At 37.9% G+C, this 26,279-nt stretch carries 19 protein-coding genes, 8 tRNA genes, 4 rRNA genes and 2 riboswitches; of the genes, 2 read left to right on the top strand and 29 right to left on the bottom strand.

Annotation, left to right across the window (positions count from 1 at the left end; translation table 11 throughout):
* Positions 1-426: 426 nt before the first annotated feature.
* The 3 genes from CAR_RS01710 to CAR_RS01700 all read right to left on the bottom strand — a co-directional run bounded on the left by CAR_RS01710 (position 427) and on the right by CAR_RS01700 (position 6,375).
* The gene (locus tag CAR_RS01710) at positions 427-1,818 is read right to left on the bottom strand and encodes an L-cystine transporter (protein WP_013709999.1); all 1,392 of its coding nucleotides are present in this window, start codon (positions 1,816-1,818) and stop codon (positions 427-429) included.
* Between the two features lie 329 nt (positions 1,819-2,147).
* Entirely contained in the window at positions 2,148-3,500 is a 1,353-nt protein-coding gene (locus CAR_RS01705) for a DUF1576 domain-containing protein (protein WP_041556075.1), read from the bottom strand.
* A 202-nt stretch (positions 3,501-3,702) separates the two neighbouring features.
* Entirely contained in the window at positions 3,703-6,375 is a 2,673-nt protein-coding gene (locus tag CAR_RS01700) for a cation-translocating P-type ATPase (protein ID WP_013709997.1), read from the bottom strand.
* A gap of 238 nt (positions 6,376-6,613) precedes the next feature.
* On the opposite strand from CAR_RS01700, the gene CAR_RS01695 reads away from it, so the two are divergent.
* Positions 6,614-7,303, top strand: coding sequence for a zinc metallopeptidase (locus CAR_RS01695; RefSeq protein WP_041556074.1), 690 nt, complete (start codon positions 6,614-6,616; stop codon positions 7,301-7,303).
* A gap of 70 nt (positions 7,304-7,373) precedes the next feature.
* Here CAR_RS01695 and CAR_RS01690 read toward each other — a convergent pair whose 3' ends face one another.
* The 22 genes from CAR_RS01690 to CAR_RS01590 all read right to left on the bottom strand — a co-directional run bounded on the left by CAR_RS01690 (position 7,374) and on the right by CAR_RS01590 (position 23,379).
* Positions 7,374-7,787, bottom strand: coding sequence for a hypothetical protein (locus CAR_RS01690; RefSeq protein WP_013709995.1), 414 nt, complete (start codon positions 7,785-7,787; stop codon positions 7,374-7,376).
* Between the two features lie 126 nt (positions 7,788-7,913).
* Positions 7,914-9,656, bottom strand: coding sequence for a Na+/H+ antiporter NhaC family protein (locus CAR_RS01685; protein WP_013709994.1), 1,743 nt, complete (start codon positions 9,654-9,656; stop codon positions 7,914-7,916).
* 98 nt (positions 9,657-9,754) lie between these two features.
* Positions 9,755-9,935: riboswitch (Lysine riboswitch) on the bottom strand.
* Positions 9,936-10,021: 86 nt separating this feature from the next.
* Positions 10,022-10,198, bottom strand: coding sequence for a DUF554 family protein (locus CAR_RS13370; protein ID WP_274413424.1), 177 nt, complete (start codon positions 10,196-10,198; stop codon positions 10,022-10,024).
* Positions 10,199-10,236: 38 nt separating this feature from the next.
* Positions 10,237-10,710 (bottom strand): DUF554 domain-containing protein, encoded by a 474-nt coding sequence (locus CAR_RS01680; RefSeq protein WP_274413423.1) that lies wholly within the window; start codon positions 10,708-10,710, stop codon positions 10,237-10,239.
* A gap of 234 nt (positions 10,711-10,944) precedes the next feature.
* Positions 10,945-12,303 (bottom strand): phosphoglucosamine mutase, encoded by a 1,359-nt coding sequence (gene glmM, locus CAR_RS01675; RefSeq protein WP_013709993.1) that lies wholly within the window; start codon positions 12,301-12,303, stop codon positions 10,945-10,947.
* 53 nt (positions 12,304-12,356) lie between these two features.
* Positions 12,357-13,523 (bottom strand): CdaR family protein, encoded by a 1,167-nt coding sequence (locus CAR_RS01670; RefSeq protein WP_013709992.1) that lies wholly within the window; start codon positions 13,521-13,523, stop codon positions 12,357-12,359.
* Positions 13,523-14,362: a diadenylate cyclase CdaA gene (gene cdaA / locus CAR_RS01665; protein WP_041556073.1), complete on the bottom strand. Its 840-nt coding sequence runs from the start codon at positions 14,360-14,362 to the stop codon at positions 13,523-13,525. The genes CAR_RS01670 and cdaA overlap by 1 nt, the downstream gene beginning before the upstream one ends.
* 175 nt (positions 14,363-14,537) lie before the next feature.
* Positions 14,538-14,610, bottom strand: a tRNA-Lys gene (locus tag CAR_RS01660).
* A 17-nt stretch (positions 14,611-14,627) separates the two neighbouring features.
* A 5S ribosomal RNA gene (rrf, locus tag CAR_RS01655) occupies positions 14,628-14,743 on the bottom strand.
* Positions 14,744-14,782: 39 nt separating this feature from the next.
* Positions 14,783-14,854, bottom strand: a tRNA-Gln gene (locus CAR_RS01650).
* A 4-nt stretch (positions 14,855-14,858) separates the two neighbouring features.
* Positions 14,859-14,942: transfer RNA gene (locus CAR_RS01645), tRNA-Tyr, on the bottom strand.
* Positions 14,943-14,983: 41 nt separating this feature from the next.
* Positions 14,984-15,056 (bottom strand) — tRNA-Thr (locus tag CAR_RS01640).
* Between the two features lie 22 nt (positions 15,057-15,078).
* Positions 15,079-15,150, bottom strand: a tRNA-Glu gene (locus CAR_RS01635).
* A gap of 208 nt (positions 15,151-15,358) precedes the next feature.
* Positions 15,359-15,637, bottom strand: a complete 279-nt coding sequence (locus CAR_RS01630; protein WP_013709990.1) for a GNAT family N-acetyltransferase — start codon at positions 15,635-15,637, stop codon at positions 15,359-15,361.
* A gap of 90 nt (positions 15,638-15,727) precedes the next feature.
* Complete coding sequence (locus CAR_RS01625) at positions 15,728-16,723, bottom strand: zinc-dependent alcohol dehydrogenase family protein (RefSeq protein ID WP_013709989.1); 996 nt, start codon at positions 16,721-16,723, stop codon at positions 15,728-15,730.
* A gap of 273 nt (positions 16,724-16,996) precedes the next feature.
* Positions 16,997-17,069: transfer RNA gene (locus CAR_RS01620), tRNA-Thr, on the bottom strand.
* A 38-nt stretch (positions 17,070-17,107) separates the two neighbouring features.
* A tRNA-Asn gene (locus tag CAR_RS01615) sits at positions 17,108-17,181 on the bottom strand.
* A gap of 12 nt (positions 17,182-17,193) precedes the next feature.
* Positions 17,194-17,309, bottom strand: a 5S ribosomal RNA gene (gene rrf, locus CAR_RS01610).
* An 89-nt stretch (positions 17,310-17,398) separates the two neighbouring features.
* Positions 17,399-20,319: ribosomal RNA gene (locus CAR_RS01605) — 23S ribosomal RNA — on the bottom strand.
* 163 nt (positions 20,320-20,482) lie between these two features.
* Positions 20,483-20,555: transfer RNA gene (locus CAR_RS01600), tRNA-Ala, on the bottom strand.
* Positions 20,556-20,657: 102 nt separating this feature from the next.
* A 16S ribosomal RNA gene (locus CAR_RS01595) occupies positions 20,658-22,219 on the bottom strand.
* The 16S, 23S and 5S rRNA genes sit together here with 3 tRNA genes alongside, the layout of an rRNA operon.
* 455 nt (positions 22,220-22,674) lie before the next feature.
* A complete protein-coding gene (locus CAR_RS01590; protein WP_013709988.1) occupies positions 22,675-23,379 on the bottom strand; it encodes an O-methyltransferase in 705 nt (234 codons plus the stop codon).
* 224 nt (positions 23,380-23,603) lie between these two features.
* On the opposite strand from CAR_RS01590, the gene cbpA reads away from it, so the two are divergent.
* On the top strand, positions 23,604-24,245 hold the full coding sequence (gene cbpA / locus CAR_RS01585) for a cyclic di-AMP binding protein CbpA (protein ID WP_013709987.1): 642 nt from the start codon (positions 23,604-23,606) through the stop codon (positions 24,243-24,245).
* 48 nt (positions 24,246-24,293) lie between these two features.
* Here cbpA and CAR_RS01580 read toward each other — a convergent pair whose 3' ends face one another.
* The 4 genes from CAR_RS01580 to acpS all read right to left on the bottom strand — a co-directional run bounded on the left by CAR_RS01580 (position 24,294) and on the right by acpS (position 26,212).
* Positions 24,294-24,785 (bottom strand): QueT transporter family protein, encoded by a 492-nt coding sequence (locus CAR_RS01580; protein ID WP_041556072.1) that lies wholly within the window; start codon positions 24,783-24,785, stop codon positions 24,294-24,296.
* Between the two features lie 9 nt (positions 24,786-24,794).
* Positions 24,795-24,840, bottom strand: a riboswitch (PreQ1 riboswitch).
* 110 nt (positions 24,841-24,950) lie between these two features.
* Positions 24,951-25,301: a type II toxin-antitoxin system PemK/MazF family toxin gene (locus CAR_RS01575; RefSeq protein WP_013709985.1), complete on the bottom strand. Its 351-nt coding sequence runs from the start codon at positions 25,299-25,301 to the stop codon at positions 24,951-24,953.
* Positions 25,302-25,328: 27 nt separating this feature from the next.
* Positions 25,329-25,577, bottom strand: coding sequence for a hypothetical protein (locus CAR_RS01570; protein ID WP_013709984.1), 249 nt, complete (start codon positions 25,575-25,577; stop codon positions 25,329-25,331).
* 284 nt (positions 25,578-25,861) lie between these two features.
* A complete protein-coding gene (gene acpS, locus CAR_RS01565) occupies positions 25,862-26,212 on the bottom strand; it encodes a holo-ACP synthase (RefSeq protein ID WP_013709983.1) in 351 nt (116 codons plus the stop codon).
* Between the last annotated feature and the right edge of the window lie 67 nt (positions 26,213-26,279).

The raw sequence follows: 26,279 nt of genomic DNA, 5'->3' as shown, positions 1-26,279 counted from the left end.
TCGAATAGTATTGGTCGTTCAAAATATTTTTTTGCTTAGCTAATGGAATAAAACTTAGTATTCCTATGGTACTTTGTAGAAACTCAGAAGTTGTTGAGTTTCTTAACCATCCTGATAGAACAACTTCCGTTAGAATCAAAAATAGTTTAGGCAAGTTTGATCGATAGGTTTGTATTATTAGTCAAATGAAAACTTATTTTGATACTCATTTAATCAATAAACCTACTTTATTAGTCAAACAGAAACTTATTTGGTGCTTATTTAATCAATAAATCTATTTTATTGGTCAAATAGATTCTTCTTCGGCATCTGTTTAATCAATAAACCTAAACGAAAGCCTTTATACATGGAATACGTAAAAAATTATAAAAACAAACCAAAAAGCACCCAATAGAATTCTTGGGTGCTTTTTGGTTTATTATGAATTTAGATATCAGACTTTACAACTGCAGAGTCATCGTTGAAAATCGCTTCATCAAATGTTTTTAATCGTTTAGATGAAACAATACCAGCTATGATACTGTCATTTACATTTAACATAGTACGACCCATATCGATAATAGGCTCTACGGAAATAACTAATCCGACAATTGCTACAGGTAAGTTTAATGATCCTAATACAATTAACGCAGCAAATGTTGCTCCGCCACCTACACCAGCAACACCAAATGAACTAATTGTAACGACAGCCATGATTGTAAGAATATACGCTGGACTAAAAACATCTATACCGGCTGCTGGCGCTACAATAGCTGCCAACATTGCTGGATAAATACCTGCACAACCGTTTTGTCCGATAGACAAGCCGAACGTTCCAGAGAAATTCGCAGAAGCTTCATCCACACCTAATGCTTTTGTTTGTGTTTCAATATTTAAAGGTAATGCTCCCGCACTAGAACGTGCAGTAAATGCAAAACTTAATACTGTAAAAGTCTTTTTCAAGTATTGAATAGGGTTTACTTTTAAACCAATCAAAATAATCATATGAATGATGAACATAACAATAATTGCTGCATATGAAGCAATTACAAATACACCTAGGTTAAGCAATGCATTAAAATCACTCGTCGCTAATGCTTTAGTCATCAATGCAAAAATTCCATATGGTGTTAAACGCAATACTAGTGTAACAATACGCATGACAATAGCATATAAACTTCTAATTAGTTTAGCAAAAAATTCTCCAGCTTCTGGATCTTTTTTATGAACACCTAAGTACGCTATGCCGACAAAAGCTGAAAAGATAACAACAGCGATTGTACTTGTAGAGCGAGAATTAGATAGATCCGCAAAGAAATTAACAGGAATAAATTCTAAAATTTGTTCAGGAATACTTAAATCTGCTACTTGTGCTTCTCTTTCACTTAATTCTGCAATTCGTGCAGTTTCAGCAGTACCTTGACTAAATTCTGCTCCGTCTAAGTTAAACACCATTACACTAGCTATCCCTATTAAGGCCGCTACTGCTGTTGTAGCAAGCAATGTTGCTAATACGTTAAAACTGATTTTACCAAGGTTTTTAGACCCTTCAATTTTTGTAAAAGCTCCTACAATGGATACAAAAATCAATGGCATGATCAACATTTGTAGAAATTTAACGTAACCAGATCCAACAATATCGATCCATTCGATCGATTGCGTTGTTACTTCACTACCAGAGCCAAAGATCACTTGTAAAATAGCTCCAAATAAAACACCTGATCCTAAAGCAATAAAAACACGTGTTGAAAATTTTATGTGTTTTTTTTGTAATTGCCAGAATCCAATAAGTACAGCAATAAATAATACCAATACAATACCTATATAAAGATTTGTCATAATAAATCCTCCCTTTTTTGCTTCCTTAATAAAATTAAGAAAACAGATCCATCATAAGATTAAAGGTCTCAAGTAGCCCCGTCCAAAGTAACTACCCTAAAAAATAAGGAATTTCCTTAAATTTTCAGTGACCTATAAATTTTACTTTACTTTTGTAAGGAAATCAAGTGAAAATTAATATCCAGGAAAATCACACTAAAAAACTCTTTATAATCTATGATTTCATCTTTAAGAATGACAAAAAAATCTATCAAAAATAAACGCTTCAAACTAATAATGGTTCATCAGTTTGAAACGTTTAATTTACTTACATTGTATTATCTAGATTATTACTTGGTCTTTTTGATATCTTCAATAGGTTCAATATTAATTATAGGCTTTATTAGTTCTTTATTTTTCCGATTGTTTTTATGGAAGAAAACAACTTCTAATAATGGAACGATTATAGCCGCTGTAAATCCTCCTGAAAAGCCATTGTTATAAAGGTTCATACCCGCGTGTAAATAACTTATATTTGTTACAATAACCATATGCAAACTGCCTGCTAAAACTCCTGCGATTACTCCGTAGTGCCCGCTAACAGGTGCTAAAGTTGTTCCGAATAATGCTGTAAGTAAAAAACTAGTACTTGTTAATTCAGTTGATGTTAACCAACCTCCGAGCAATACTCCTAAAAGAATAGGAAAAACATTTTTCACGTGTTTTCCAAAAGCTCCAAAACCAACTACTGTAAATATTCCTCCAATAACTGGGCCGTTTAATTCTCCTCTTACAACTAAAACCAACGTAGTGGTCAGAAAACCTAGCAAAGCCATATTTATTAAAGTCAATCCTAAACCATAGTGCTCTATAAAATCTGATCCGCCTTTTCCATCTTCTTTCAAAAAACTGCCGTATCCGGAAAACGAACCACCATTAAAATAAAGTCCGCCACTGAATAATAAAATAAATAAACTATAAAGATAAATGGATAAAGGTTGGTTATAACCACTTGACACTAAATGAACCGTATCCACTTCTATTCCGTAAGCTCTAAAAAATGCAATAAAAGCCATGCCAATAATTCCAGCCGTAAATCCAATATTGTAAAGACTAAACCCTTTGTGAAAACTAGCAAAATGACGTGATAGAGGAGGTAAAATCAGACCCACTATGGCTCCTGCTACACAACCTAAAAAAATTCCTGTAAAAAATGAAAATCCGCTATTAAATGCTACCTCACTCACTAATGGACCTAAAGCAGTCCCATATAAAGCAGATAACAAATAATTTTTAAAGGGTGTACGTGTCAGTTTAGCATACAATAATACACCTAAAATTATCGGAATAGAATTAAACAAATTTTTACCAAATAAAGAAAATCCTGCTATCGTAAAAATGGCAGCAAATAATGGACCAGATAGCGGAACTTTCGTTGAACGGATAATGAATAAACTTTTTATGATCATCAATGCTGCATTAATAAGTGCAGCACCAACATTTGCGAGTTTAAAATAGTCCGTTACTAAATTAGCTGGAGAAATAAGAATTTTAAGACTTCCATACCAAATTTCTTCAAGTGTATTGAAATTTAGCGCTAGTCCGACTAGTGTAAGAGCGAATAAAAAAGCAATACTGTATTTTATTCTTTCCATTACTATTGGATTTTCATCCTGTAACGGTAAGATTCTTACTTTTTTCATACGCATAACCCTCTTTTCTGTATTAAGCTATTTAGACTTTTAAATTCATTTTCGTATAAAGCGAGCACTTGCTATTTAAAAAAATAATAACACGACTTTTTATTCAGTACAATTTATTTTTTTAAATAATAGCAAATCTATAAAAAAAGCATCCCTTAATCTTCAGGGATGCTTTCCAAAATATCCAATTGATGATCATTCGTTACTTTTTATTATTAGCAACCTTCCGTATAAAGAATTTCACTATTTCTACTAAAGGAATAATTGAAAAAGCTGCTCCTAATACTAACAGCCACTGATTAACGTTCAATGGTGATACACTGAACGCATCATTTAAGCCTGGGATCAAAATGACTACACTTAACAATGCCGCTGATACTAAAATAGCCAAGTTGAAAGTTTTATTTTTGAAAAATCCAACCGTAAATAACGATTTTTCAATCGATTTAACATTAAATGCATGGAACAATTGAAGCAACCCTAAAGTAGCGAATGCCATGGTTAATGCATCTGCATGAATCAAGTCAAGATCATTTGGATGTGCTGGGTAATGCGTTGCCCACCAATAAACAAATAAAGTAATTCCACCTTCAAAAATCCCTTGGTAAATCAAGCTAGGTAAAACACCATTTGAAAAGAACGTTGCTTTTCTTCCTCTTGGTGGTTTTTTCATCGCATCCGCTTCCGCAGGCTCTAAACCTAATGCAATAGCTGGAAATGTATCGGTCACAAGATTGATCCATAAAATATGAACAGGAGCTAAGATACTCCATCCTAGTAATGTAGCAATAAATAACGTAAGGACTTCTCCTAAGTTAGCCGATAGCAAAAATTGAATCGCTTTTTGAATATTTGAGAACACCTTACGTCCTTCTTCTACTGAAACGACAATGGTTGAAAAATTATCATCTGCTAAAACCATGTCACTTGCGCCTTTTGAAACTTCTGTACCTGTAATTCCCATTCCAATTCCGATGTCAGCTGTTTTAAGCGCCGGTGCATCATTAACGCCATCACCTGTCATAGCCACTATCTTCCCTGCTTTTTGCCAAGCTTTAATAATTCGTACTTTATGTTCAGGTGATACTCTGGCATATACAGAATAATCTTTTACTCTAGTTGCAAAATCAGTATCTTCTATTTGATCTAACTCAGCGCCCGTCAATATACCACCTTGTTGATCTTCCTTTAAAATACCCAAACGACGTGCAATCGCTTCTGCAGTATCTCTATGATCTCCAGTAATCATTACAGGACGTATTCCTGCTTCTCTTGCTACTCTAACAGCATCTTTTGCTTCTGCCCTTTCTGGATCGATCATTCCAGTCAGTCCCGCAAAAATGAGTCCTTGTTCAACTCCCTGTGTGGTTAGATCCGTTGGCACTTGATCCACAATTTTATAAGCCATTGCTAGCACCCTTAAAGCTTGAGTTGCTAAATCGTGATTTATATCTAACAGCACATGTTTAGTTTTTTCGTCTAGTACTGTTATTTCCCCTTTATTATCTATTTGCGTACATCTTTTCAGCAGTTCATCCGGTGCTCCTTTTGTCCCAATAAAAATTTTCCCATCCGGTAGCTGATGAATCGTTGACATCAATTTACGATCTGACTCAAAAGGAACTTCAGCCATCCGCGGCTCTTTGGCCAATTCTTCTTTAACGTTCATTCCTTTGTCTATAGCGTATTGAACCATTGCTGTTTCTGTCGGATCACCAATTAATGTTCCATCATCTGCAATCTGTGTATCATTACTATATGTCATCACTCGAACAACTGGAGTTCGTAAATCAATTTCGTCTTCGACCGTTTGTATTGCTCCATTGACATAAACTTTTTCAATCGTCATTTTATTCATAGTTAATGTTCCCGTCTTATCTGTACAAATAATATCGGTACTGCCTAAAGTCTCAACAGCTGGCAAATTTCTGATCAGTGCTTTGCGCTTTGCCATTTTTTGCGTTCCTAAAGCTAAAATAATCGTTACAATGGCTGGCAGTCCTTCTGGTATCGCAGCTACCGCTAATGAAATCGACGTTAACAACATATCTAACCATTCACGACCGTTGTACATACCTACACCAAACATGACGACAGCAACAATTAAAATCACAATCGTTAAGTATTTTCCTAAACGATTTAAATTTTCTTGCAATGGTGTTATGGTTTCTTCAGAGCTTGCTAACATATCCGCAATTTTCCCAACTTCTGTATTCATACCGGTCCCAACAACGATTCCTTCCCCTCGTCCATAGGTAACATTGCTGTTCATGAAAGCCATATTGTCTCGATCCCCAATTCCAGCTTTCTCATTTTCAATCACCTTGATATATTTTTCTACTGCTTCTGACTCCCCGGTTAGTGCTGATTCTTCTATTTTTATTGAAGCTACCTCAATTAACCTCACATCTGCGGCTACAACGTCACCAGCTTCTAATAACAAAATATCTCCTGGAACTAATAAATGACTTTTCAATAAAACAACATTGCCATCTCGTTTAACTCGTGCTTCCGGGGAAGACATTTTTTTCAAAGCATCAATAGCTTCTTCTGCTTTTGCTTCTTGATAAACCCCTAATATAGCATTTAAAACAACAACGACTAAAATAATAATTGCATCTGTAACATCACCAAAAATAGCAGAAATAAGAGCCGCTGCCAGTAAGACTACTATCATAAAATCTTTGAATTGTTCTAAAAATTTGACAACGATGCTTTTGGATTTGCCTTGGTCCAGTTCATTTGGTCCATATTCAGCTAATCGTTTTTCAGCTTCACTCGACGTAAGACCTTTTTCGTTTGTTTCTAACTTTTTCAAAACTGTTTCTTCATTTTGAGCAAAAAAGGGTTCTTTAAGTTGTTGCTTTCTCTCCATCTTTCATCCATCCTCTCCGACTTGAAGCGATTACTAGAAATAAGAAAATTTTGTTTGCCTTTATAAAATTGATTATAACTTTCACTATTTTTTTTAGCAAAGTATAAGTGCTTTCTATTTCATTCTTTCAACTACTGATTTTTTTGTAGTTCAAAAGAGTATTATAAACATCTTAACTTCCTGTATTAACTGCTTATGTTATACTAATCAAAAGAAATGTAGAAAGGTGGAAACGATGATGTTTTTCTTTGATCAAACGTATTTCTTAATTATCATTGGAGTCATATTATCAGGAATTGCTAGTTCCTATGTCAGAAGTACGTACGAAAAGTATAGCCATGTAACTAATTCAAAAGGATATACTGCTAGCGAGGTTTCTCGTCTTATTTTAGATAATGCAGGGCTACAGCATGTGAAAATAGAGGCTGTCAAAGGAGATTTAACCGACCATTACGATTCAAGCACAGATATTTTACGTCTTTCAGATGCCACACGTCATTCAAAATCTGTAGCAGCTATTGGTGTTGCGGCTCATGAAGTCGGCCATGCTATTCAAGATCAAAAGAGCTATATCCCGTTAAAAATAAGAAGCGCTTTAGTTCCAGCAACAAACTTTGGGCAAAAAATTTCGTTTCCAATGATTTTATTAGGTGTTATTTTCGGTTATAACCAAACACTGATTAATCTTGGAATCATTTTCTTTTCTGTAGCGCTTCTTTTTCAGCTGGTCACTTTGCCTGTTGAATTTAATGCTTCTAACCGAGCAATTGTTATTCTAAGAGATCAGCATATCTTGACTGCTACTGAAGTTCCACAAGCAAAAAAAGTCTTAGATGCAGCAGCACTTACTTATGTTGCAGCTGCCATAGCTTCCTTCTTGCAAGTCCTAAGATTAGTTTTACTATTTGGTGGCAGAAGAAACAATTAAAGCAACAACCACAAAAAGAGAATCCATATTGGATTCTCTTTTTGTTTTGACTATTAAGTTAATTAACTGTTTATTTAAAAGAATGTGGTCCATGATCTCTTTTTGAGAGTAATTGTTTTAATAATACAAGGAGTGAAAATAATCCACTTACTTGAGTGATAATTAAAGCCATGGTGCTGTTATCTTGAAGAAAGAAAATACTTCCAATCAAGACACCAATAAACGCGCCTAAATGATAATAGACTTTTTTGGTTTGTTCTTCTATTAAAGAAATCAATAGTCCCATCAACGGAAAGTTTGGGATAAAGAGAAATATCCAAGCAGCTAGCAAGGCATTACCTATTTTTGCAACCGGACTAAAATCTAGGATAGCATCACTACCAAAGGAACCATATAAAAACAGCGGGATCGTAAGAAAATTCCAAGCAATCAAAACGACTATAACAATTGCTATCAATAATGTTCTTTTTCGATTTGCTTTCATTATTGCTCCCTCATTTCTAATTTATTTTTAGAATAAAGTAAGAATAATGCCTTAATCCTGTCCATCTAGTCTCTATTTATACTTAATTATAGCATATCACTATACTTATTTATTTAATCAAACTCTTTATTTTAAATCCTCTTTACTCTTAATGAATTCAAGGTCATTTGCTTCTTCATCAATCGACTTACCAAACAATTGAACGGATAAAATGATCACTACCATTGAAACTGGAAGAACGATCCAGATTGGTATTCCTAAACCAACTGGAATAAAACCAAACAAAACAGTGATCATCCCCACTAAAAGAGCATAAGGTAATTGTGTGCGAACATGGTCCATATGGTTCACACCGGCTCCCATAGAAGAGAGGATAGTAGTGTCCGAAATAGGTGAACAATGATCACCAAAGATCGCTCCACTTAAAACTGCCCCTGCAGAAATGACAATAAATTCAGGATTTGGAGATAATGCTGCAGCTAGTGGTATAGCCAATGGCATTAAAATTCCCATCGTTCCATAAGAGGTTCCTGTTGCAAAAGAAATGATTGAACCTAATATAAAGATAATGGATGGAAGCAGGAACGCCGGCATTGAATCAGATAACAATGACACTAAAAATTGTGCTGTTCCTAAATCATTAATAACTCCACTTAGAGACCATGCTAACAACAAAATAGCTCCCGTAATAATAAGTGACTTCATCCCATTGATCCAGGTTTCTACTGCTTGGCCCCATGTAAATGTTTTTTGAGATACTCCCATAAACATAGCAACAATACTAGCAAACAAGGCAGCTTGGAACAATACAATACTCGCATCAGATGCTCCAAAAGCTTCTTGAATAGCTGTAAATGAATACGGATTTTCTTTCAACAAATTAATAATTGCTGTGTTCTCTCCAGCTAAAATAGCATTGTATCCATTAACATAAAATCCAACTATGGCAAACACGATTAAGGTAGCAATAGGTATAATAGCATTCCATATACTTAAGTGAACTCCTTCAGCCGGTTCCATTTCTTCCATTTCTTTTGAAGCAGCAGGATTTATTTCTTCTTTATTTGTTTGATCGTATTTTCTAGCTCTTCTTTCAGCTGTCAGCATAGGACCAAATTCTTTTAAAAATACAGCCGTACACAATACAAACAGCAGCATTAAAATGTTATAAAAACGATAAGGAATAGTTTCGACAAAAATACTGTAAGCATTAACCTCTTGGCCAATAGCTTCATAACCATCTTTGATCAACCCTACTTCATACCCTACCCAAGTAGAAATCAATGCAATTCCTGCAATCGGAGCAGCAGTTGCATCTACAATAAAAGAAAGTTTTTCACGCGAAACTTTCTTTTCATCTGTAACTGGTCGCATAACTGGTCCTACAATTAATGAATTTGCATAATCATCGAAAAAGAGTAAAATCCCTAAAATCCAAGTAATAATTTGAGCACTTATAGGCCCCTTTGCTTTTTTTGATAATGCATTTGCAACAGCTTTGGCTCCACCCATTTTCGTCATTAACGCGATCAATCCGCCAATTGTTAATACTTGTAAAATAATTCCTGCGTTCCAAGGATCCGCTAACGAGGATAACGAATAATCAACGATGCTCAAAAAAGATTGAATGAAGGCATACAAAATGGACCCATCTGCCAAATGTAAGACAAAAGCTCCAGCAAAAACTCCTAAAAACAATGAAATGATAACGTCTTTTGAAATAAATGCTAAAATAATGGATACCACTGGTGGTACTAAAGAAAACCAACCAAAATTCACTGTAGAACCTGTAGACTCTCGAAACTCTCCATTAATTGAAAATAAAATAAATGCAACGATAAATAAACCGATGATAACTTTCTTCTTCATTTTAAACTCCCTCTCTTTTTTGCGCACAAAAAAACACCTTGAGCGCTATACAACTCAAGGTGCTAGAATAGTTTCATATGTAATGACCCTTTAACCCTTTTGTTGACAGCCCTCCGCAAATTTCCTATTGAAATTTACGACAGTGTTAAGCATATTTTACTTAACCCCAGCATAAAGTACTTGGCAATACTCTACACTTCGGCAATTTTCCCTTTCCAGTTATCCGCTTGTGCCTGCATAAATAACTGTACTCTTAAAAATCGCGCCTCTATCCTTACTATTAAATTACGCTTTTAAATATACTATATTAGTGGTAATGATGCAACACTAACACATTCAATTCTTTTTACAATTGGTTAGTTCTATTAATAAAACAATCCAAAAATAATTGGAATAAATGCTGCAGGAGCATAGTTCATAATTTTTAAGTCTGTAATCTTCAGCATATTTAACGCTAGACCGATTATCAAAAGGGACCCCACACATGTCATTTCATTAATTACACTTTCTGTTAGCAGAGGAGCTACTACACTGGCTAGCAAAGAAATACTTCCTTCATAGATTAGTACTAACCCTCCTGCTAATAAAACACACCTACTCCCAAGCTAGAAGCCAACACAAGAGCTGCTATACCATCAATTAGCGATTTAGCTAATAATGTTTCATGATTACCAGTCAACCCACTTTGCAAGGCCCCTACGATTGACATTGCCCCCACACAAACCAATAAACTCGCTGATACGAATCCTTTAGTAATAGATAATGTATCGTCTTTTGTTTGAAATTTGGTTTCTATTAAGTTTCCTAGGTTATTTACTTTTCCCTCTAAATTCATACCTTCACCGATAATAACCCCAATAACCATTGAACCTATTGTAATGAGTATATTTTCCCCAGCTAATGCTCCACTGAATCCAATGTACAATATACAAAGAGCTAAACTGTTCATAATTGCTGTACCAATCCGTTTTGATAGTCCCTTTTTTAATAATAACCCAATGCTGCCGCCAAGAACTACAGCTAAACCATTTACAATTGACCCAAACAGAATCACTTTATCTACCCCCTTACTATTTTATTAAACGCTAATTAAAAATAAGTATAGTAGCAATCTAACTTTTGGTCAACGACCTTTAGTACTTTTGATTTTTATTCAGACATAATTTCTAGTTTAGACTAGTTAGAACAATCAAAAAAAGAGCTTTAGATCAATGATTAAACATTAGGATCTAAAGCTCTTTAGTTCGTTGCATTCATTTGTGGAAATAACGATTAAAAAATGTCAGTCTTATTCAGCTAAACCAATTTCTTGTTTTACAACTGAAGCAATTCGGTCAACATAAAGATTTACTTTTTCTTGTGTTGGAGCTTCTGCCATAACACGCAGCAATGGTTCAGTTCCACTAGGACGAACTAAAATACGCCCATTTCCATTCATTTCACTCTCAACTTCTTCAATGATCGCTTTTATTGCTGGAACATCCATTGCGCCATTTTTATCGCTAACACGAATATTAACCAATTTCTGAGGGTAGGTTTGAACCTCTTCAGCTAATTCTGAAAGTTTTTTCCCTGTTTCTTTCATAACATTCAGCAATTGAATTCCTGATAAGATTCCATCACCAGTTGTATTATAATCTAGGAACACCATATGTCCTGATTGTTCTCCACCAAAGTTATAACCATTTTTACGCATTTCTTCTACTACATAACGATCTCCAACTTTTGTTTGAAGAGCAATCATATTATTAGCCTCAATTGCTTTATGGAACCCTAAGTTACTCATTACAGTAGAAACAATGGTATCTTTTTTCAAACGGCCTTTTTCTTGTAAATACTTTCCACAGATAAACATAATTTTATCTCCATCAATGATATTTCCTAATTCATCAACAGCAATTACTCTATCCCCGTCACCATCAAATGCTAATCCAGCATCGGCTCCTTTTTCGACTACAAATTTAGCCAAACCTTCAGGATGAGTTGAACCAACACCGTCATTAATATTTAATCCATTTGGTGTTGATGCCATAACATCGAACTCTGTTTCTAAATCTGCAAATAATCGATTTAGAAGAGGACTTGTAGCTCCGTTTGCACCATCTAAACAAACTTGCAATCCAGCTAAATCATTTGGAATTGTTTGTTGTAAAAATTGAGTGTATTTTAAAGCACCTTCTGGATACTCATCAACCGTACCTAATCCAATTGCACTAGGACGAGGTAAATTATCTTTCTCTTCATCTAATAATGCTTCAATTTCTAATTCAGTATCATCAAATAGTTTAAACCCATCTGATCCAAAGAATTTAATACCATTGTCAGGTGCTGGATTGTGTGAAGCTGAAATCATTACACCAGCTGCAGCGCCTTGAACACGAGTTAAATACGCTACTCCAGGAGTAGATATAACTCCTAGTTTCATTACTTCGATTCCAACGGATAAAAGACCAGCAATTAATGCAGATTCTAGCATCTCGCCAGAAATACGAGTATCTCTTCCAACTAAAACACGTGGATGCTCTTCGCCTTCAGCGTGTTGAGTTAAAACATACCCACCGCATCTCCCTAATTTAAAAGCTAATTCTGGAGTTAGTTCTGAATTAGCAACTCCTCTTACTCCATCTGTTCCAAAATATTTTCCCATTCTAACATGCCCCTTTTCAAAGTTTAAACCTTATCCATTTAGGTTTGCTATTTCTATTCACTTACTTCTTCACTGGATTCGCTTGATGACTCATCTAATGACTCGCTTGATGATTCAGAAGAAGTGTCACTTTCTGATGATTCACTTTCTTTTTGTGTTGATTCACTCGATGAACTAGATTCGCTCGAACTTGAGCTCGAACTTGAACTTGAAATTTCGTTGCTAGTTTCATTGTTACTTTGCCCATTTCCCTGTGAATTTTGAGTAACAGTAATCGTGACTTCAATTTTTTCAGGCTCTATAGCTGTTACTCCTTCAAGTAAAGGCAAATCAATCGATTGAGTCGTTGTTTCAGTTATATCCGTGATATCAATATCTACTGGATAACTGCTTAAACTATTTACCAGTTCACTTTCACCCTGTATCGCAACCGTTGTAGCTGATTGATTACTAATGCCTAACTCATAACTCAAGTCCGCATTTGGCGTACCAGTTTGATTTAATACTACAGGCACTTCCTTCGCAATTGGATCAACAGGTATCGTCACTGTTACCTCACTAGGATTCAGATTAACGTCTAATTCATTTCCTTCAGCATCAGTAACGATAACTGGAAGAGTTTGAACAATGTCTTCTGTAACATTTTCTTCTTCATCTACAACAACTTTAACATCTGCAACTTGGTCAATTGTCGAAGCTGTCCCTGTTAGTTCTACCGTTTCATAATTTACCGTTGGTGTACCGGTCTCAAACTCATCACTAATGAATGAATTGTCAAATTCAACATCGACACTAAAAGTTTCAACTTTTTTTTCTTCAATCGTTATCGTGACTTCTTCAGGTAAGATTTGATAATCTAGCTGAGGTGAAAGTCCTTCCGCAACTAATTCAATAGTATGAGTACCAACGCCTAAACTATCTAAATCAGTTGCTACAACGTCAAAATTTTTAGTCGTTTTTGTATTTAATACAAGACTTGACGGTCCTGATATTTCTACTGAAACTGTTTCAGGAAACCCAGTTACATAATAATTATCTTGATCAATTTCAACTACTATAGGCACTTCAAGTATGGTTTCTGTTGTAGATGCACTTAATCCATCAATACCGCTGGTTGTTTGAACCCGGTTATTACTACTGTTTACATAAGTAAAAAGAAGAATAGCAAATGCGAGTGCAACGATCTTCATAAACCATGGATTGTTGTAAAGTTTCTCCATTATTTAGAAGCCCCCTTTTTAAAACTATCCACCATTTCTTGAAAAGAATTTTTCTTTTCTTCTTTTTCAACAACAATTAAGTTTTTAGCTAAGAATTTTTCAAAATCCTCTTTGGATAATTCACGTAATAACTCGCCTTTATATGAAACGCTGACTCCGCCGGTTTCTTCAGAGACAATAATTGTTATGGCATCTGTTACTTCACTTAGACCAATGGCCGCACGATGCCTTGTTCCTAATTCTTTAGAAATAAGCGTGCTTTCTGACAATGGTAAATAACTAGCAGCAGAGGCTATTTTATAATCTCTGATAATGACTGCTCCATCATGCAGTGGTGTATTGGGAATAAAAATATTAATCAACAATTCACTGGATATATCAGCATCTAGTGGAATTCCTGTTCCAATAAATTCATCTAACTCTGTATCCATTTGGATAGAAATCAAAGCTCCAATTCTTCTTTTCGCCATATATTGAACAGCTTTTGCTAATTGTTGGACTAAATTTTCTCCAGGATTGACTTTTCGTTTTGCTCGATTAAAAATGGAGCCGCGACCGAGATGTTCTAACCCTCTTCGCATTTCTGGTTGGAAGATAATGATCATTGCAAGAACACTCCATTGAATAACTAAATCAACGATCCAATCAACTGTTTGCAATTCCAGAAAAAAACTAGCTACTTTTATTAACATGATAACAGCAATTCCCTTTAATAACTGAACAGCTCTGCTCCCACGTAAAATATTTATCAACTGATAAATAAAGAATGTAACCACTAATATATCTACCACGTTAAGAAAATTTCGCCACGTTACTAATTGTGACCAATCTATAGACATATGCGCACCTCCGATAATGTTTCTGATTGTCACCCATTGTGTATTATACCATAATATTTCCTATGAATAACATTAATCCACCCAATTAATAGACCCAATCATTAATAATTAACTACCTATTCCTATTTTTAACACAAAAAAACTTGCAACGGATTACCGTTGCAAGTTTCTATTATGAGTCATGCAGGATTCGAACCTGCGACCCTCTGATTAAAAGTCAGATGCTCTACCAACTGAGCTAATGACTCAACTTAAAAATGAATTTGCATGGCAACGTCCTACTCTCACAAAGGGAAACCCTTCACTACCATCGGCGCTAAGAAGCTTAACTTCTGTGTTCGGCATGGGAACAGGTGTGACCTTCTTGCCATCGTCACCACACAATTTTCATTTTTGTATGTTTTTTGCATATTCATGCAACTGGGCTAGCTGGATTCGAACCAACGCGTGAGGGAGTCAAAGTCCCTTGCCTTACCGCTTGGCTATAGCCCATAAATGGTGGAGGGGGGCAGATTCGAACTGCCGAACCCGAAGGAGCGGATTTACAGTCCGCCGCGTTTAGCCACTTCGCTACCCCTCCAAATAAAATTATCTTTCCTATTAAATGAACAACTAAACGCATGCCGGCTAAAGGAGTTGAACCCTCGACCCTCTGATTACGATTCAGATGCTCTACCAACTGAGCTAAGCCGGCAAAATTTAATAAAAAAAGAATATGACCCGTACGGGAATCGAACCCGTGATACCGCCGTGAAAGGGCGGTGTCTTAACCGCTTGACCAACGGGCCATGATGTTTAAAAAATATTCAAGCACAAGGAATATTATATAAATAATTCACAGAAAAGTAAAGGCTATTCTTCCATTTTCCTGTATTTTTAATCATTTTATAATCTTTCGGGTTCTTAAATCGATCAAACTAATAAAAAGCGATTAAGAATTATGGCACTTCTTAATCACTTTACCAATAAATGATTGGTTTTTCAATAGCATAATAACTATTCGGCTTCTATATGTTTATATTTTTCAGGTTTTCTATCAAATAATTCTTTTGCATATGGACAAAGTGGGACAATTTTTTTCCCTTCCTTTTCCATCTCTTCAACAACTTTATCAACCAATTGGGCAGCGATGCCTTGTCCTCTTAAAGATGGATCAACAAAAGTATGGTCCAAAATCACTTTATCCTCACCAGAAGGAACATACGTTACTTCCGCAATCATTTTCCCGGATTCATCATTTTTCAAAAAACTGTTTCCATTTTTTTCAAATTCCATGCTAACACTTCCTTTTACATTTGCTTCATTAAGTTTAACACTTATTAAATTAGATACCAAGAAAAGCCTTACAAAAAATAGGAATACGTCTTATCTACTAATGCGTATTCCTATTTTACCCATTTGCTCTGCTGCTTCTAATCTACTAAAGGCCATTTCATAATCCTCAAAATCATAAGTAGTATCAACAACTGGTTTAATTGAGTGACTTTCAATAAAATTAAGCATTTCCAGGTATTCTTCCCTGCTTCCCATCGTGGTTCCTAACATTGTATATTGACCATAAAAGAACTCTCTTAAATTCAGATCAACAACATCACCGGTAGAAGAACCGAATAAGACTAATTTTCCGCCTTTTTTTAATTGTTTCAATGATTGATTGAAGGTTGCTGCTCCAACTGATTCGATTACTATGTCCACTTTTTCGCCGTTTAATTCTTTTTCCCAATCATTTTTACTATTTATTCCTTTAGCTGCTCCGATTTTTTTTGCTTTATTTAATTTTTCTTCCGAGCGTGATGTGACATAAACTTTTGCGCCCACTGCTTTACTGAATTGAAGTAAGCTAGTCGCCACACCTCCACCTATTCCAGGGATTAAGATCGTTTGCTGACCATTTACCTCCCCTTTTGTAAAAAGGGCTCTATATGCTGTTAATGCCCCTAATGAAAGTACACCCGCTTCTTCCCATGTTAAATAACTTGGTTTTAAAGCGACAAAATTTTCGTTAATGATAAATTCTTCTGAGAATGTTCCCTGCATTGGATTTCCTAGTATTTGAAAATTTTCTGGTGGCGCTGGTGTATTGTTCAACCACCCTATACTAGGGTTTACAACGACTTCATCTCCTACCTTAAACATTGTCACTTCTTTGCCTACTTCGTTTATAATACCTGCACAATCTGACCCAATTACTAAAGGTTTACTTGTTTCATCACGCCCTTTAATAGTTGCCAAATCACGGTGATTCAATCCTACTATTTTCACTTTAATACGTACTTCTTTCTTATCTACTTTTCTAGATTCCATTTCTTTTATTCTTAGTCCTTCTATACCACTGATTTTTTCATGGATTAAAGCTTTCATTATTAACTTCCTCTCTTTAACTCAATTGTATGCTAGGTTAAGTATAACAGTCCTATCCTTTAGACTCAAAGAGAGTGTTAGCTTATGTATGAGAAGTCTATTTGAATTCATTCTTATTTTTAGCACAGTCTCGAATTGAACTTACTTCACAGTGGTTTAAAAGTTGTCTTCAGGACTGTTAAGTATCCTGAAGCATTTGAAAAATAAAAGTTACAAAACAAAAAAAAGAAACCCCTATGAATAAAGAGTTTCCTTTTTATGTTGGTTACATGAAGCCACTTGCCGGATTCGAACCGGCGACCTCTTCCTTACCATGGAAGCGCTCTACCGACTGAGCTAAAGCGGCACTACTAAGTCATAGTATTTACTTGCAAAAAAAAAGAACTCCGCAAGTAGGACTCGAACCTACGACATCATGATTAACAGTCATGCGCTACTACCAACTGAGCTATTGCGGAATAATTGAATCTGCGTGGCAACGTCCTACTCTCACAAAGGGAAACCCTTCACTACCATCGGCGCTAAGAAGCTTAACTTCTGTGTTCGGCATGGGAACAGGTGTGACCTTCTTGCCATCATCACCACACAATTTCAATCGAAAGTCCGTTGGACTCTCAAAACTGGATAAAGTTTAAAGTGTGTTTCGTTTGCTTACCTTTGTACACCGGTATTGCTTTGGTTAAGTCCTCGACCGATTAGTATTGGTCCGCTCCGTATATCGCTATACTTCCACTTCCAACCTATCTACCTGATCATCTCTCAGGGGTCTTACTCACTTACGTGATGGGAAATCTCATCTTGAGGGGGGCTTCACGCTTAGATGCTTTCAGCGTTTATCCCGTCCACACATAGCTACCCAGCAATGCCCTTGGCAGAACAACTGGTACACCAGAGGTGTGTCCATCCCGGTCCTCTCGTACTAAGGACAGCTCCTCTCAAATTTCCTACGCCCGCGACGGATAGGGACCGAACTGTCTCACGACGTTCTGAACCCAGCTCGCGTACCGCTTTAATGGGCGAACAGCCCAACCCTTGGGACCGACTACAGCCCCAGGATGCGATGAGCCGACATCGAGGTGCCAAACCTCCCCGTCGATGTGGACTCTTGGGGGAGATAAGCCTGTTATCCCCAGGGTAGCTTTTATCCGTTGAGCGATGGCCCTTCCATGCGGAACCACCGGATCACTAAGCCCGACTTTCGTCCCTGCTCGACTTGTAGGTCTCGCAGTCAAGCTCCCTTATGCCTTTACACTCTGCGAATGATTTCCAACCATTCTGAGGGAACCTTTGGGCGCCTCCGTTACTCTTTAGGAGGCGACCGCCCCAGTCAAACTGCCCGTCAGACACTGTCTCCCAGCCCGATAAGGGCTGTGGGTTAGAGTGGTCATACAGCAAGGGTAGTATCCCACCAACGCCTCCACCAAGACTGGCGTCCTGGCTTCAATGGCTCCTACCTATCCTGTACAAGCTGTACAAACACTCAATATCAAACTGCAGTAAAGCTCCATGGGGTCTTTCCGTCCTGTCGCGGGTAACCTGCATCTTCACAGGTACTATAATTTCACCGAGTCTCTCGTTGAGACAGTGCCCAGATCGTTACGCCTTTCGTGCGGGTCGGAACTTACCCGACAAGGAATTTCGCTACCTTAGGACCGTTATAGTTACGGCCGCCGTTTACTGGGGCTTCAATTCTGAGCTTCGCCCGAGAGCTAACCCATCCTCTTAACCTTCCAGCACCGGGCAGGCGTCAGCCCCTATACGTCATCTTACGATTTTGCAGAGACCTGTGTTTTTGATAAACAGTCGCCTGGGCCTATTCACTGCGGCTGACCAATTGGTCAGCACCCCTTCTCCCGAAGTTACGGGGTCATTTTGCCGAGTTCCTTAACGAGAGTTCTCTCGCACACCTTAGGATTCTCTCCTCGACTACCTGTGTCGGTTTGCGGTACGGGCAGTTTGTTTCTAACTAGAAGCTTTTCTTGACAGTGTGACATCGGGAACTTCGGTACTTAATTTCCCTCCCCATCACAACTTGTTCTTATAGAAGCAAGCATTTGACTCACTTCAAAACTTGTTGCTTGGACGCGCATATCCAACAGCGCGTATTCCTTAGCCTACTGTGTCCCTCCATTGTTCAAACAAAACAAACTGGTACAGGAATCTCAACCTGTTGTCCATCGTCTACGCCATTCGGCCTCGACTTAGGTCCCGACTAACCCTGGGAGGACGAGCCTTCCCCAGGAAACCTTAGTCATTCGGTGGACGGGATTCTCACCCGTCTTTCGCTACTCATACCGGCATTCTCACTTCTAAGCGCTCCACTAGTCCTCACGATCTAGCTTCAACGCCCTTAGAACGCTCTCCTACCATAGAACCAATGGTTCTATCCACAGCTTCGGTGTTATGTTTAGCCCCGGTAAATTTTCGGCGCAGGGTCACTCGACTAGTGAGCTATTACGCACTCTTTAAATGATGGCTGCTTCTGAGCCAACATCCTAGTTGTCTAAGCAACTCCACATCCTTTTCCACTTAACATAAACTTTGGGACCTTAGCTGGTGGTCTGGGCTGTTTCCCTTTCGACTACGGATCTTATCACTCGCAGTCTGACTCCCGGATATAAATCAATGGCATTCGGAGTTTATCTGAATTCGGTAACCCGAGAAGGGCCCCTAGTCCAAACAGTTGCTCTACCTCCATGATTCTAATTCCGAGGCTAGCCCTAAAGCTATTTCGGAGAGAACCAGCTATCTCCAAGTTCGATTGGAATTTCTCCGCTACCCACACCTCATCCCCGCATTTTTCAACATACGTGGGTTCGGTCCTCCAGTGCGTATTACCGCACCTTCAACCTGGACATGGGTAGATCACTTGGTTTCGGGTCTACGACCACATACTCATTCGCCCTATTCAGACTCGCTTTCGCTGCGGCTCCGTCTCATCAACTTAACCTCGCATGGGATCGTAACTCGCCGGTTCATTCTACAAAAGGCACGCTATCACCCATTAACGGGCTTTAACTATTTGTAGGCACACGGTTTCAGGGGCTATTTCACTCCTCTTCCGAGGTTCTTTTCACCTTTCCCTCACGGTACTGGTTCACTATCGGTCACTAGGGAGTATTTAGCCTTGGGAGATGGTCCTCCCGGATTCCGACGGAATTTCTCGTGTTCCGCCGTACTCAGGATACTGATCAGAGTGAAATTGGTTTCGATTACAGGGCTTTTACCTTCTTCGGCGGACCTTTCCAGGTCGCTTCTTCTACCAACTTCATTTATGACTCTATGTGTTCAGTCCTACAACCCCAGAAAGCAAGCTTTCTGGTTTGGGCTATTCCCGTTTCGCTCGCCGCTACTCAGGGAATCGATTTTTCTTTCTCTTCCTGCAGGTACTTAGATGTTTCAGTTCTCTGCGTCTACCTCTACTGACCTATGTATTCAGTCAGCAGTAACATCCTATCAAAGATGCTGGGTTCCCCCATTCGGAAATCTTTGGATCAAAGCTCACTTACAGCTCCCCAAAGCATATCGGCGTTAGTCCCGTCCTTCATCGGCTCCTAGTGCCAAGGCATTCACCGTGCGCCCTTATTAACTTAACCTATGGTTAACAGTTAATTTTTAAACCTCATCTTTCGATGAGAACCTTAAAAAAACTCATTTTTAAAACTTTTTCGGTGTGTTTCTGGTTTGTTACTTGAATTACACTTTTTAACTTTATCCAGTTTTCAAAGAACAACGTATTTTCGCAACAAAAAGTTGCAATGGAGCCTAGCGGGATCGAACCGCTGACCTCCTGCGTGCAAGGCAGGCGCTCTCCCAGCTGAGCTAAGGCCCCAAGAGCATTTCTATTTATATGGTAGATAATTGAGAAGTATATTAACCTCTCAAAACTAAACAAAGTAAGTACGAATGTGTGGGTTTCCGTTATATTCCTTAGAAAGGAGGTGATCCAGCCGCACCTTCCGATACGGCTACCTTGTTACGACTTCACCCCAATTATCTGTCCCACCTTAGGCGGCTGGCTCCCAAAAGGGTTACCTCACCGACTTCGGGTGTTACAAACTCTCGTGGTGTGACGGGCGGTGTGTACAAGACCCGGGAACGTATTCACCGCGGCGTGCTGATCCGCGATTACTAGCGATTCCGGCTTCATGTAGGCGAGTTGCAGCCTACAATCCGAACTGAGAATGGCTTTAAGAGATTAGCTTGGCCTCGCGACCTTGCGACTCGTTGTACCATCCATTGTAGCACGTGTGTAGCCCAGGTCATAAGGGGCATGATGATTTGACGTCATCCCCACCTTCCTCCGGTTTATCACCGGCAGTCTCACTAGAGTGCCCAACTGAATGCTGGCAACTAATAATAGGGGTTGCGCTCGTTGCGGGACTTAACCCAACATCTCACGACACGAGCTGACGACAACCATGCACCACCTGTCACTTTGTCCCCGAAGGGAAAGCCCTATCTCTAGGGTGGTCAAAGGATGTCAAGACCTGGTAAGGTTCTTCGCGTTGCTTCGAATTAAACCACATGCTCCACCGCTTGTGCGGGTCCCCGTCAATTCCTTTGAGTTTCAACCTTGCGGTCGTACTCCCCAGGCGGAGTGCTTAATGCGTTAGCTGCAGCACTGAAGGGCGGAAACCCTCCAACACTTAGCACTCATCGTTTACGGCGTGGACTACCAGGGTATCTAATCCTGTTTGCTCCCCACGCTTTCGAGCCTCAGCGTCAGTTACAGACCAGAGAGTCGCCTTCGCCACTGGTGTTCCTCCACATATCTACGCATTTCACCGCTACACGTGGAATTCCACTCTCCTCTTCTGCACTCAAGTTCTCCAGTTTCCAATGACCTTCCCCGGTTGAGCCGGGGGCTTTCACATCAGACTTAAAGAACCGCCTGCGCTCGCTTTACGCCCAATAAATCCGGACAACGCTTGCCACCTACGTATTACCGCGGCTGCTGGCACGTAGTTAGCCGTGGCTTTCTGGTTAGATACCGTCAGGGGATGAGCAGTTACTCTCATCCTTGTTCTTCTCTAACAACAGAGTTTTACGATCCGAAAACCTTCTTCACTCACGCGGCATTGCTCCGTCAGACTTTCGTCCATTGCGGAAGATTCCCTACTGCTGCCTCCCGTAGGAGTCTGGGCCGTGTCTCAGTCCCAGTGTGGCCGATCACCCTCTCAGGTCGGCTACGTATCATCGCCTTGGTGAGCCATTACCTCACCAACTAGCTAATACGCCGCGGGTCCATCCATAAGCGGTAGCCGAAGCCACCTTTTTTCCATTCGCCAGGAGGCGATTAAAAGTATGCGGTATTAGCATCCGTTTCCGAATGTTATCCCCCACTTATGGGCAGGTTACCCACGTGTTACTCACCCGTCCGCCACTCTTTGACTTCGGTGGGTGCAAGCACCCGGTGAAATCAAAGCGTTCGACTTGCATGTATTAGGCATGCCGCCAGCGTTCGTCCTGAGCCAGGATCAAACTCTCATATAAAATGATGCTTGAAGCTCATATTGATTGCTAGCGAATAATTATTCACTAATTTTGTTACTGTTGACTTAGCACTGCTAAGTCACCCTCACATTTGGTTCGTCTTACTTTGTTTAGTTTTCAAAGGTCAATCACTTCATCTGACAACTATTGAAGTATAACACCCTCTAAATAAGTTGTCAACGACTTTTAAATAATTATTTTTTATTCTGTATAATTATCCAAGTAACCGCTACATCGTAATTTCGATGACCACAGTATAATACCATCTTAGTATTACATTTGTCAAGAATTACTTTTCATTCTTTTTTCTTGCTATCGCTATCGCAACAACGTGTTCTACTATACCAAGATTTTTCTTTTTCGTCAATACTAAATACCTAATTCTTTTATTAACTTTACAAACATTTCAGCAAAAAATATACATCGTGGTATTTTCACTGAAATGCGCTTCATGCTTAAACCTTCTCTTCTATCATATAAGAAAAATCAGTATCATCTTGTTTTACTACCATTAACAAACCATCGCCTAATGGGACGATACTTGATTCTAATGATGGATGATGCATAACTACATCTAAAAATGCATTTAACTTGCGGTGTATTGTTCTTCTATTCTTAGGTATCTCTTCTTTCGGAGTAAGAATTGTTCCACCTTGTAAAACATCATCAACAATTAACATTCCACCTTTTTTCAACAATCGCATACAATCTGGGAAAAAATCATAATACTTAGATTTCGCACTATCCATAAAAATAAAATCATACGGTCCTTCTAGCGTAGAAAGAATATCTGCTGCTTGCCCTTCCAACAAAGTAACTTTATCCGTTAATCCCAAAGCTTCATAATTTTTTCTCGCTTTTTTAATCATGACGTCAAAACGATCAATAGTTGTAACGTGACCTTGGTCCCCAACATGTTGCGCCATCAAACTCGACGAGAAGCCGATTGCTGCTCCAATTTCTAAAATTTGTTTTGGCTTTATCTGCCCTAGCAGTAAGTTCAAAAACACTACTGTTTCATGCGGTATGATTGGCACACCATCTTTATTCGCTTGTCTTTCAATCTCACCAAGACTTCCGTCAAGTGGCTTTTGTTCGTTTCTAAGAAATTCTACTACTTCTTTATCCACAACTGGTCTGTACATCATTTCATTTCTCACTGTATTTCCCTCACATTTCTAATTTTATCAGTCATTATTTTAATTTCTATTTGCTTTTTATTATAGAATGCCAAATACTTTCAGACAAGTTAATATTGTTAATGCTTAACTGCTTTATCATTAAATAAATTTTCATCCGTTTTCAAAAGCATTGGATACCTTAAGCGCTATATGTTATTATCAAATTAAATAAATCAATCCCAATCCTTAAAGGAGGATACGAAATGCTTATAAAATCTCTTTGTATTCCTAAGAACAAACTTACTACTGTAAGCGAAACGGTTACCCTTCAAGAAGCAATTGACATACTTGAAAAGTCCGGATTTCGCTGCATACCTATTCTAGATGAAACCGGAACAATATTTAGAGGAAATATCTACAAAATGCATATTTACCGTCACAAAGCTAATGGTGGAGATATGAACTTACCAGTAACACATTTATTAAAAAATGCTACTAAGTTCATTTCTATTGACGCATCTTTTTTCAAAGTATTTTTCTCAATCAAAGAATTGCCATACATTTCTGTATTGGACGAAGATAATCGATTTTATGGCATTTTAACTCATAGTTCGTTGTTAAATATGTTGCAACAATCTTGGAATGTGAACACAGGTAGTTACGTTTTAACAATAGCTTCTACTGGTCAAAAAGGCGATTTAGCAAACATGGCAAAAATCATTAGCCGTTTTTGTTCAATTTCAAGTTGTATTACACTAGATGTTGAGCAAGATGATTTAGTTCGCCGCACAATGATCACTTTAGAATCTGGCATGACAAAAGATACTCTGAAGGAATTAACTGCCGCTCTAAGCAAAAAAGGATTTCGTGTAGTTGAAGTAGAAGATTTAAAAAACGTTGGTTAATTTATTACTATCTAAAAAAGCTAAATGCTGATGCATTTAGCTTTTTTTCTATTCTTCTATTCGTTTACTAAAATGAATTTTTTTATCGATATACATCATGATTGGCATACCAATTCCCATAACAACAAATTCACCAATCGCAACAGTTAAGTAACTAAACCAGAACGGCAATTGCAACGCTAGATACAATTCCCACGCAATCAAGGCTGAACCGATAGTGAACACTACCGTATTGACACTCATTTTCACCCAATCATTTGTTATCCTTCTTGTTATCCCACTCATTATAAGTAACGACAAAAGCGTGTGCGCAACACCAAACACTACGTCATAGACAACCATAGTCGAGAAGAACAGGTTGGAAATGAACACTCCACCAACTATTCCTATAATATATTTTTTATTAAATACAGCTAAATGATTCAACATTTCGGCTACTCGAAATTGAATTGCTCCAAAAGACATAAACGCAAATGCCGAAGTGATTGCCACATATAAAGCTGCAACTACAGCATTTATTACCAAACCTTTTATTTTCATTCTTTCCACTTCCTCCTAGTTTTTTTTCGTGGGATGGTCAACGAACCACGTTTTGCAACTTTTATAGCATACCATTTTACTCTAATTTATTCAATTTCGTTTAAGTACACAAACAAAAAAAGCATTCGTAAATGAACGAACGCTAAAAGCTAGGTACAATTTTTATTAGACCTGTCTTGATAATCCAACACTTATCTCAAGAGCTTCATCTATTTTTTTCATCATTTTAAAATCTAATTGAGTTACTTTTTCCCGTAAACGTTGTTTATCAATGGTTCTTATTTGTTCTAACAAGACAACGGAATTTTTTTCAAGATTATACTCTTCTGCCGAGATTTCAACATGGGTAGGCATTTTAGCCTTTTGGATTTTCGCTGTTATTGCTGCAATAATAACGGTTGGACTGTAGTGGTTGCCTACATTATTTTGAATAATCAAAACCGGACGCATTCCACCTTGCTCCGAACCTATAACTGGCGATAAATCAGCGTAATAAATCTCTCCCCGTCTTACCATAGGTATTTTCCTCCTTATAACACCTGGTTAGAATTGGGCACCGACCTCTTTTTCACAAACTTCAAATTCATCACAAATATCAAGATTGATACGAGACATCTCTGCATATCCTTTACGCATGGTATCATAGATTATCAAATTTTCATCTAAAAAACAATTTACTACCGAACTAACAAAATCATTTTCATCAATATTTGCAATTGCACAATATTCTTTAACTTCTCTGTAAATTCCCGGTGCTAAATTAACTTTCATTATGTTTTCATTCTCATCCATTACCCCATACCCCCTAAAAAGATTACCTTTTCATACCCCATAAAAAGGATTCGCTTCAAGAACATGGTAACACGAATTGAAAAGCATTGAAACTCTAGACAAGATTTAAAACCAAGTTACATTTTATAGACAAATTTGACCTTTTCTTTAAGTATTTTAAAGCGTTAGCTGAGCCGTTTCGCAAAAATTAATTGGAATAATTCCAATTAGTTTTTGCAAAACAGTAAACTGACACGTATGTATGTTTAGTTTTCAAATACTAGTTACTTCATTATTCTCCTTTTCTATTTTTCTAAAATCACTTGTGCTGCCGCAATGGTATCCGTATGCGTAATAGACAAAAACACCTGCCCATTAAAAGGAGACCTTTCAACAACTGGTTTCCCATAACGATCGGGTAAAATCTCAATATCTTGAAAACCCAATTTTCCGATTCCGGTTCCCATCGCTTTTGAGAAAGCCTCTTTCGCTGCATATCTACCAGCTAAAAACTCAATTTTACGAGTGCCTGTTAAATCAGAAAACATTTCCCATTCCATTGGGGTCAACACACGCTTGGAAAAAGTTTCTCTTTTCAAATACGCTTCTTCTATACGCACAATCTCTGTTATATCCAAACCAATCCCTATTATCACTTTACACCTCATTTACACTAAGCTATTTCTTTAGTACTGTAAACTGAATTCTATAATATTACGCTAA

The organism is Carnobacterium sp. 17-4 (genome assembly GCF_000195575.1).
Classification (GTDB): domain Bacteria; phylum Bacillota; class Bacilli; order Lactobacillales; family Carnobacteriaceae; genus Carnobacterium_B.
This window is presented reverse-complemented; position numbering and strand designations above follow the sequence as displayed.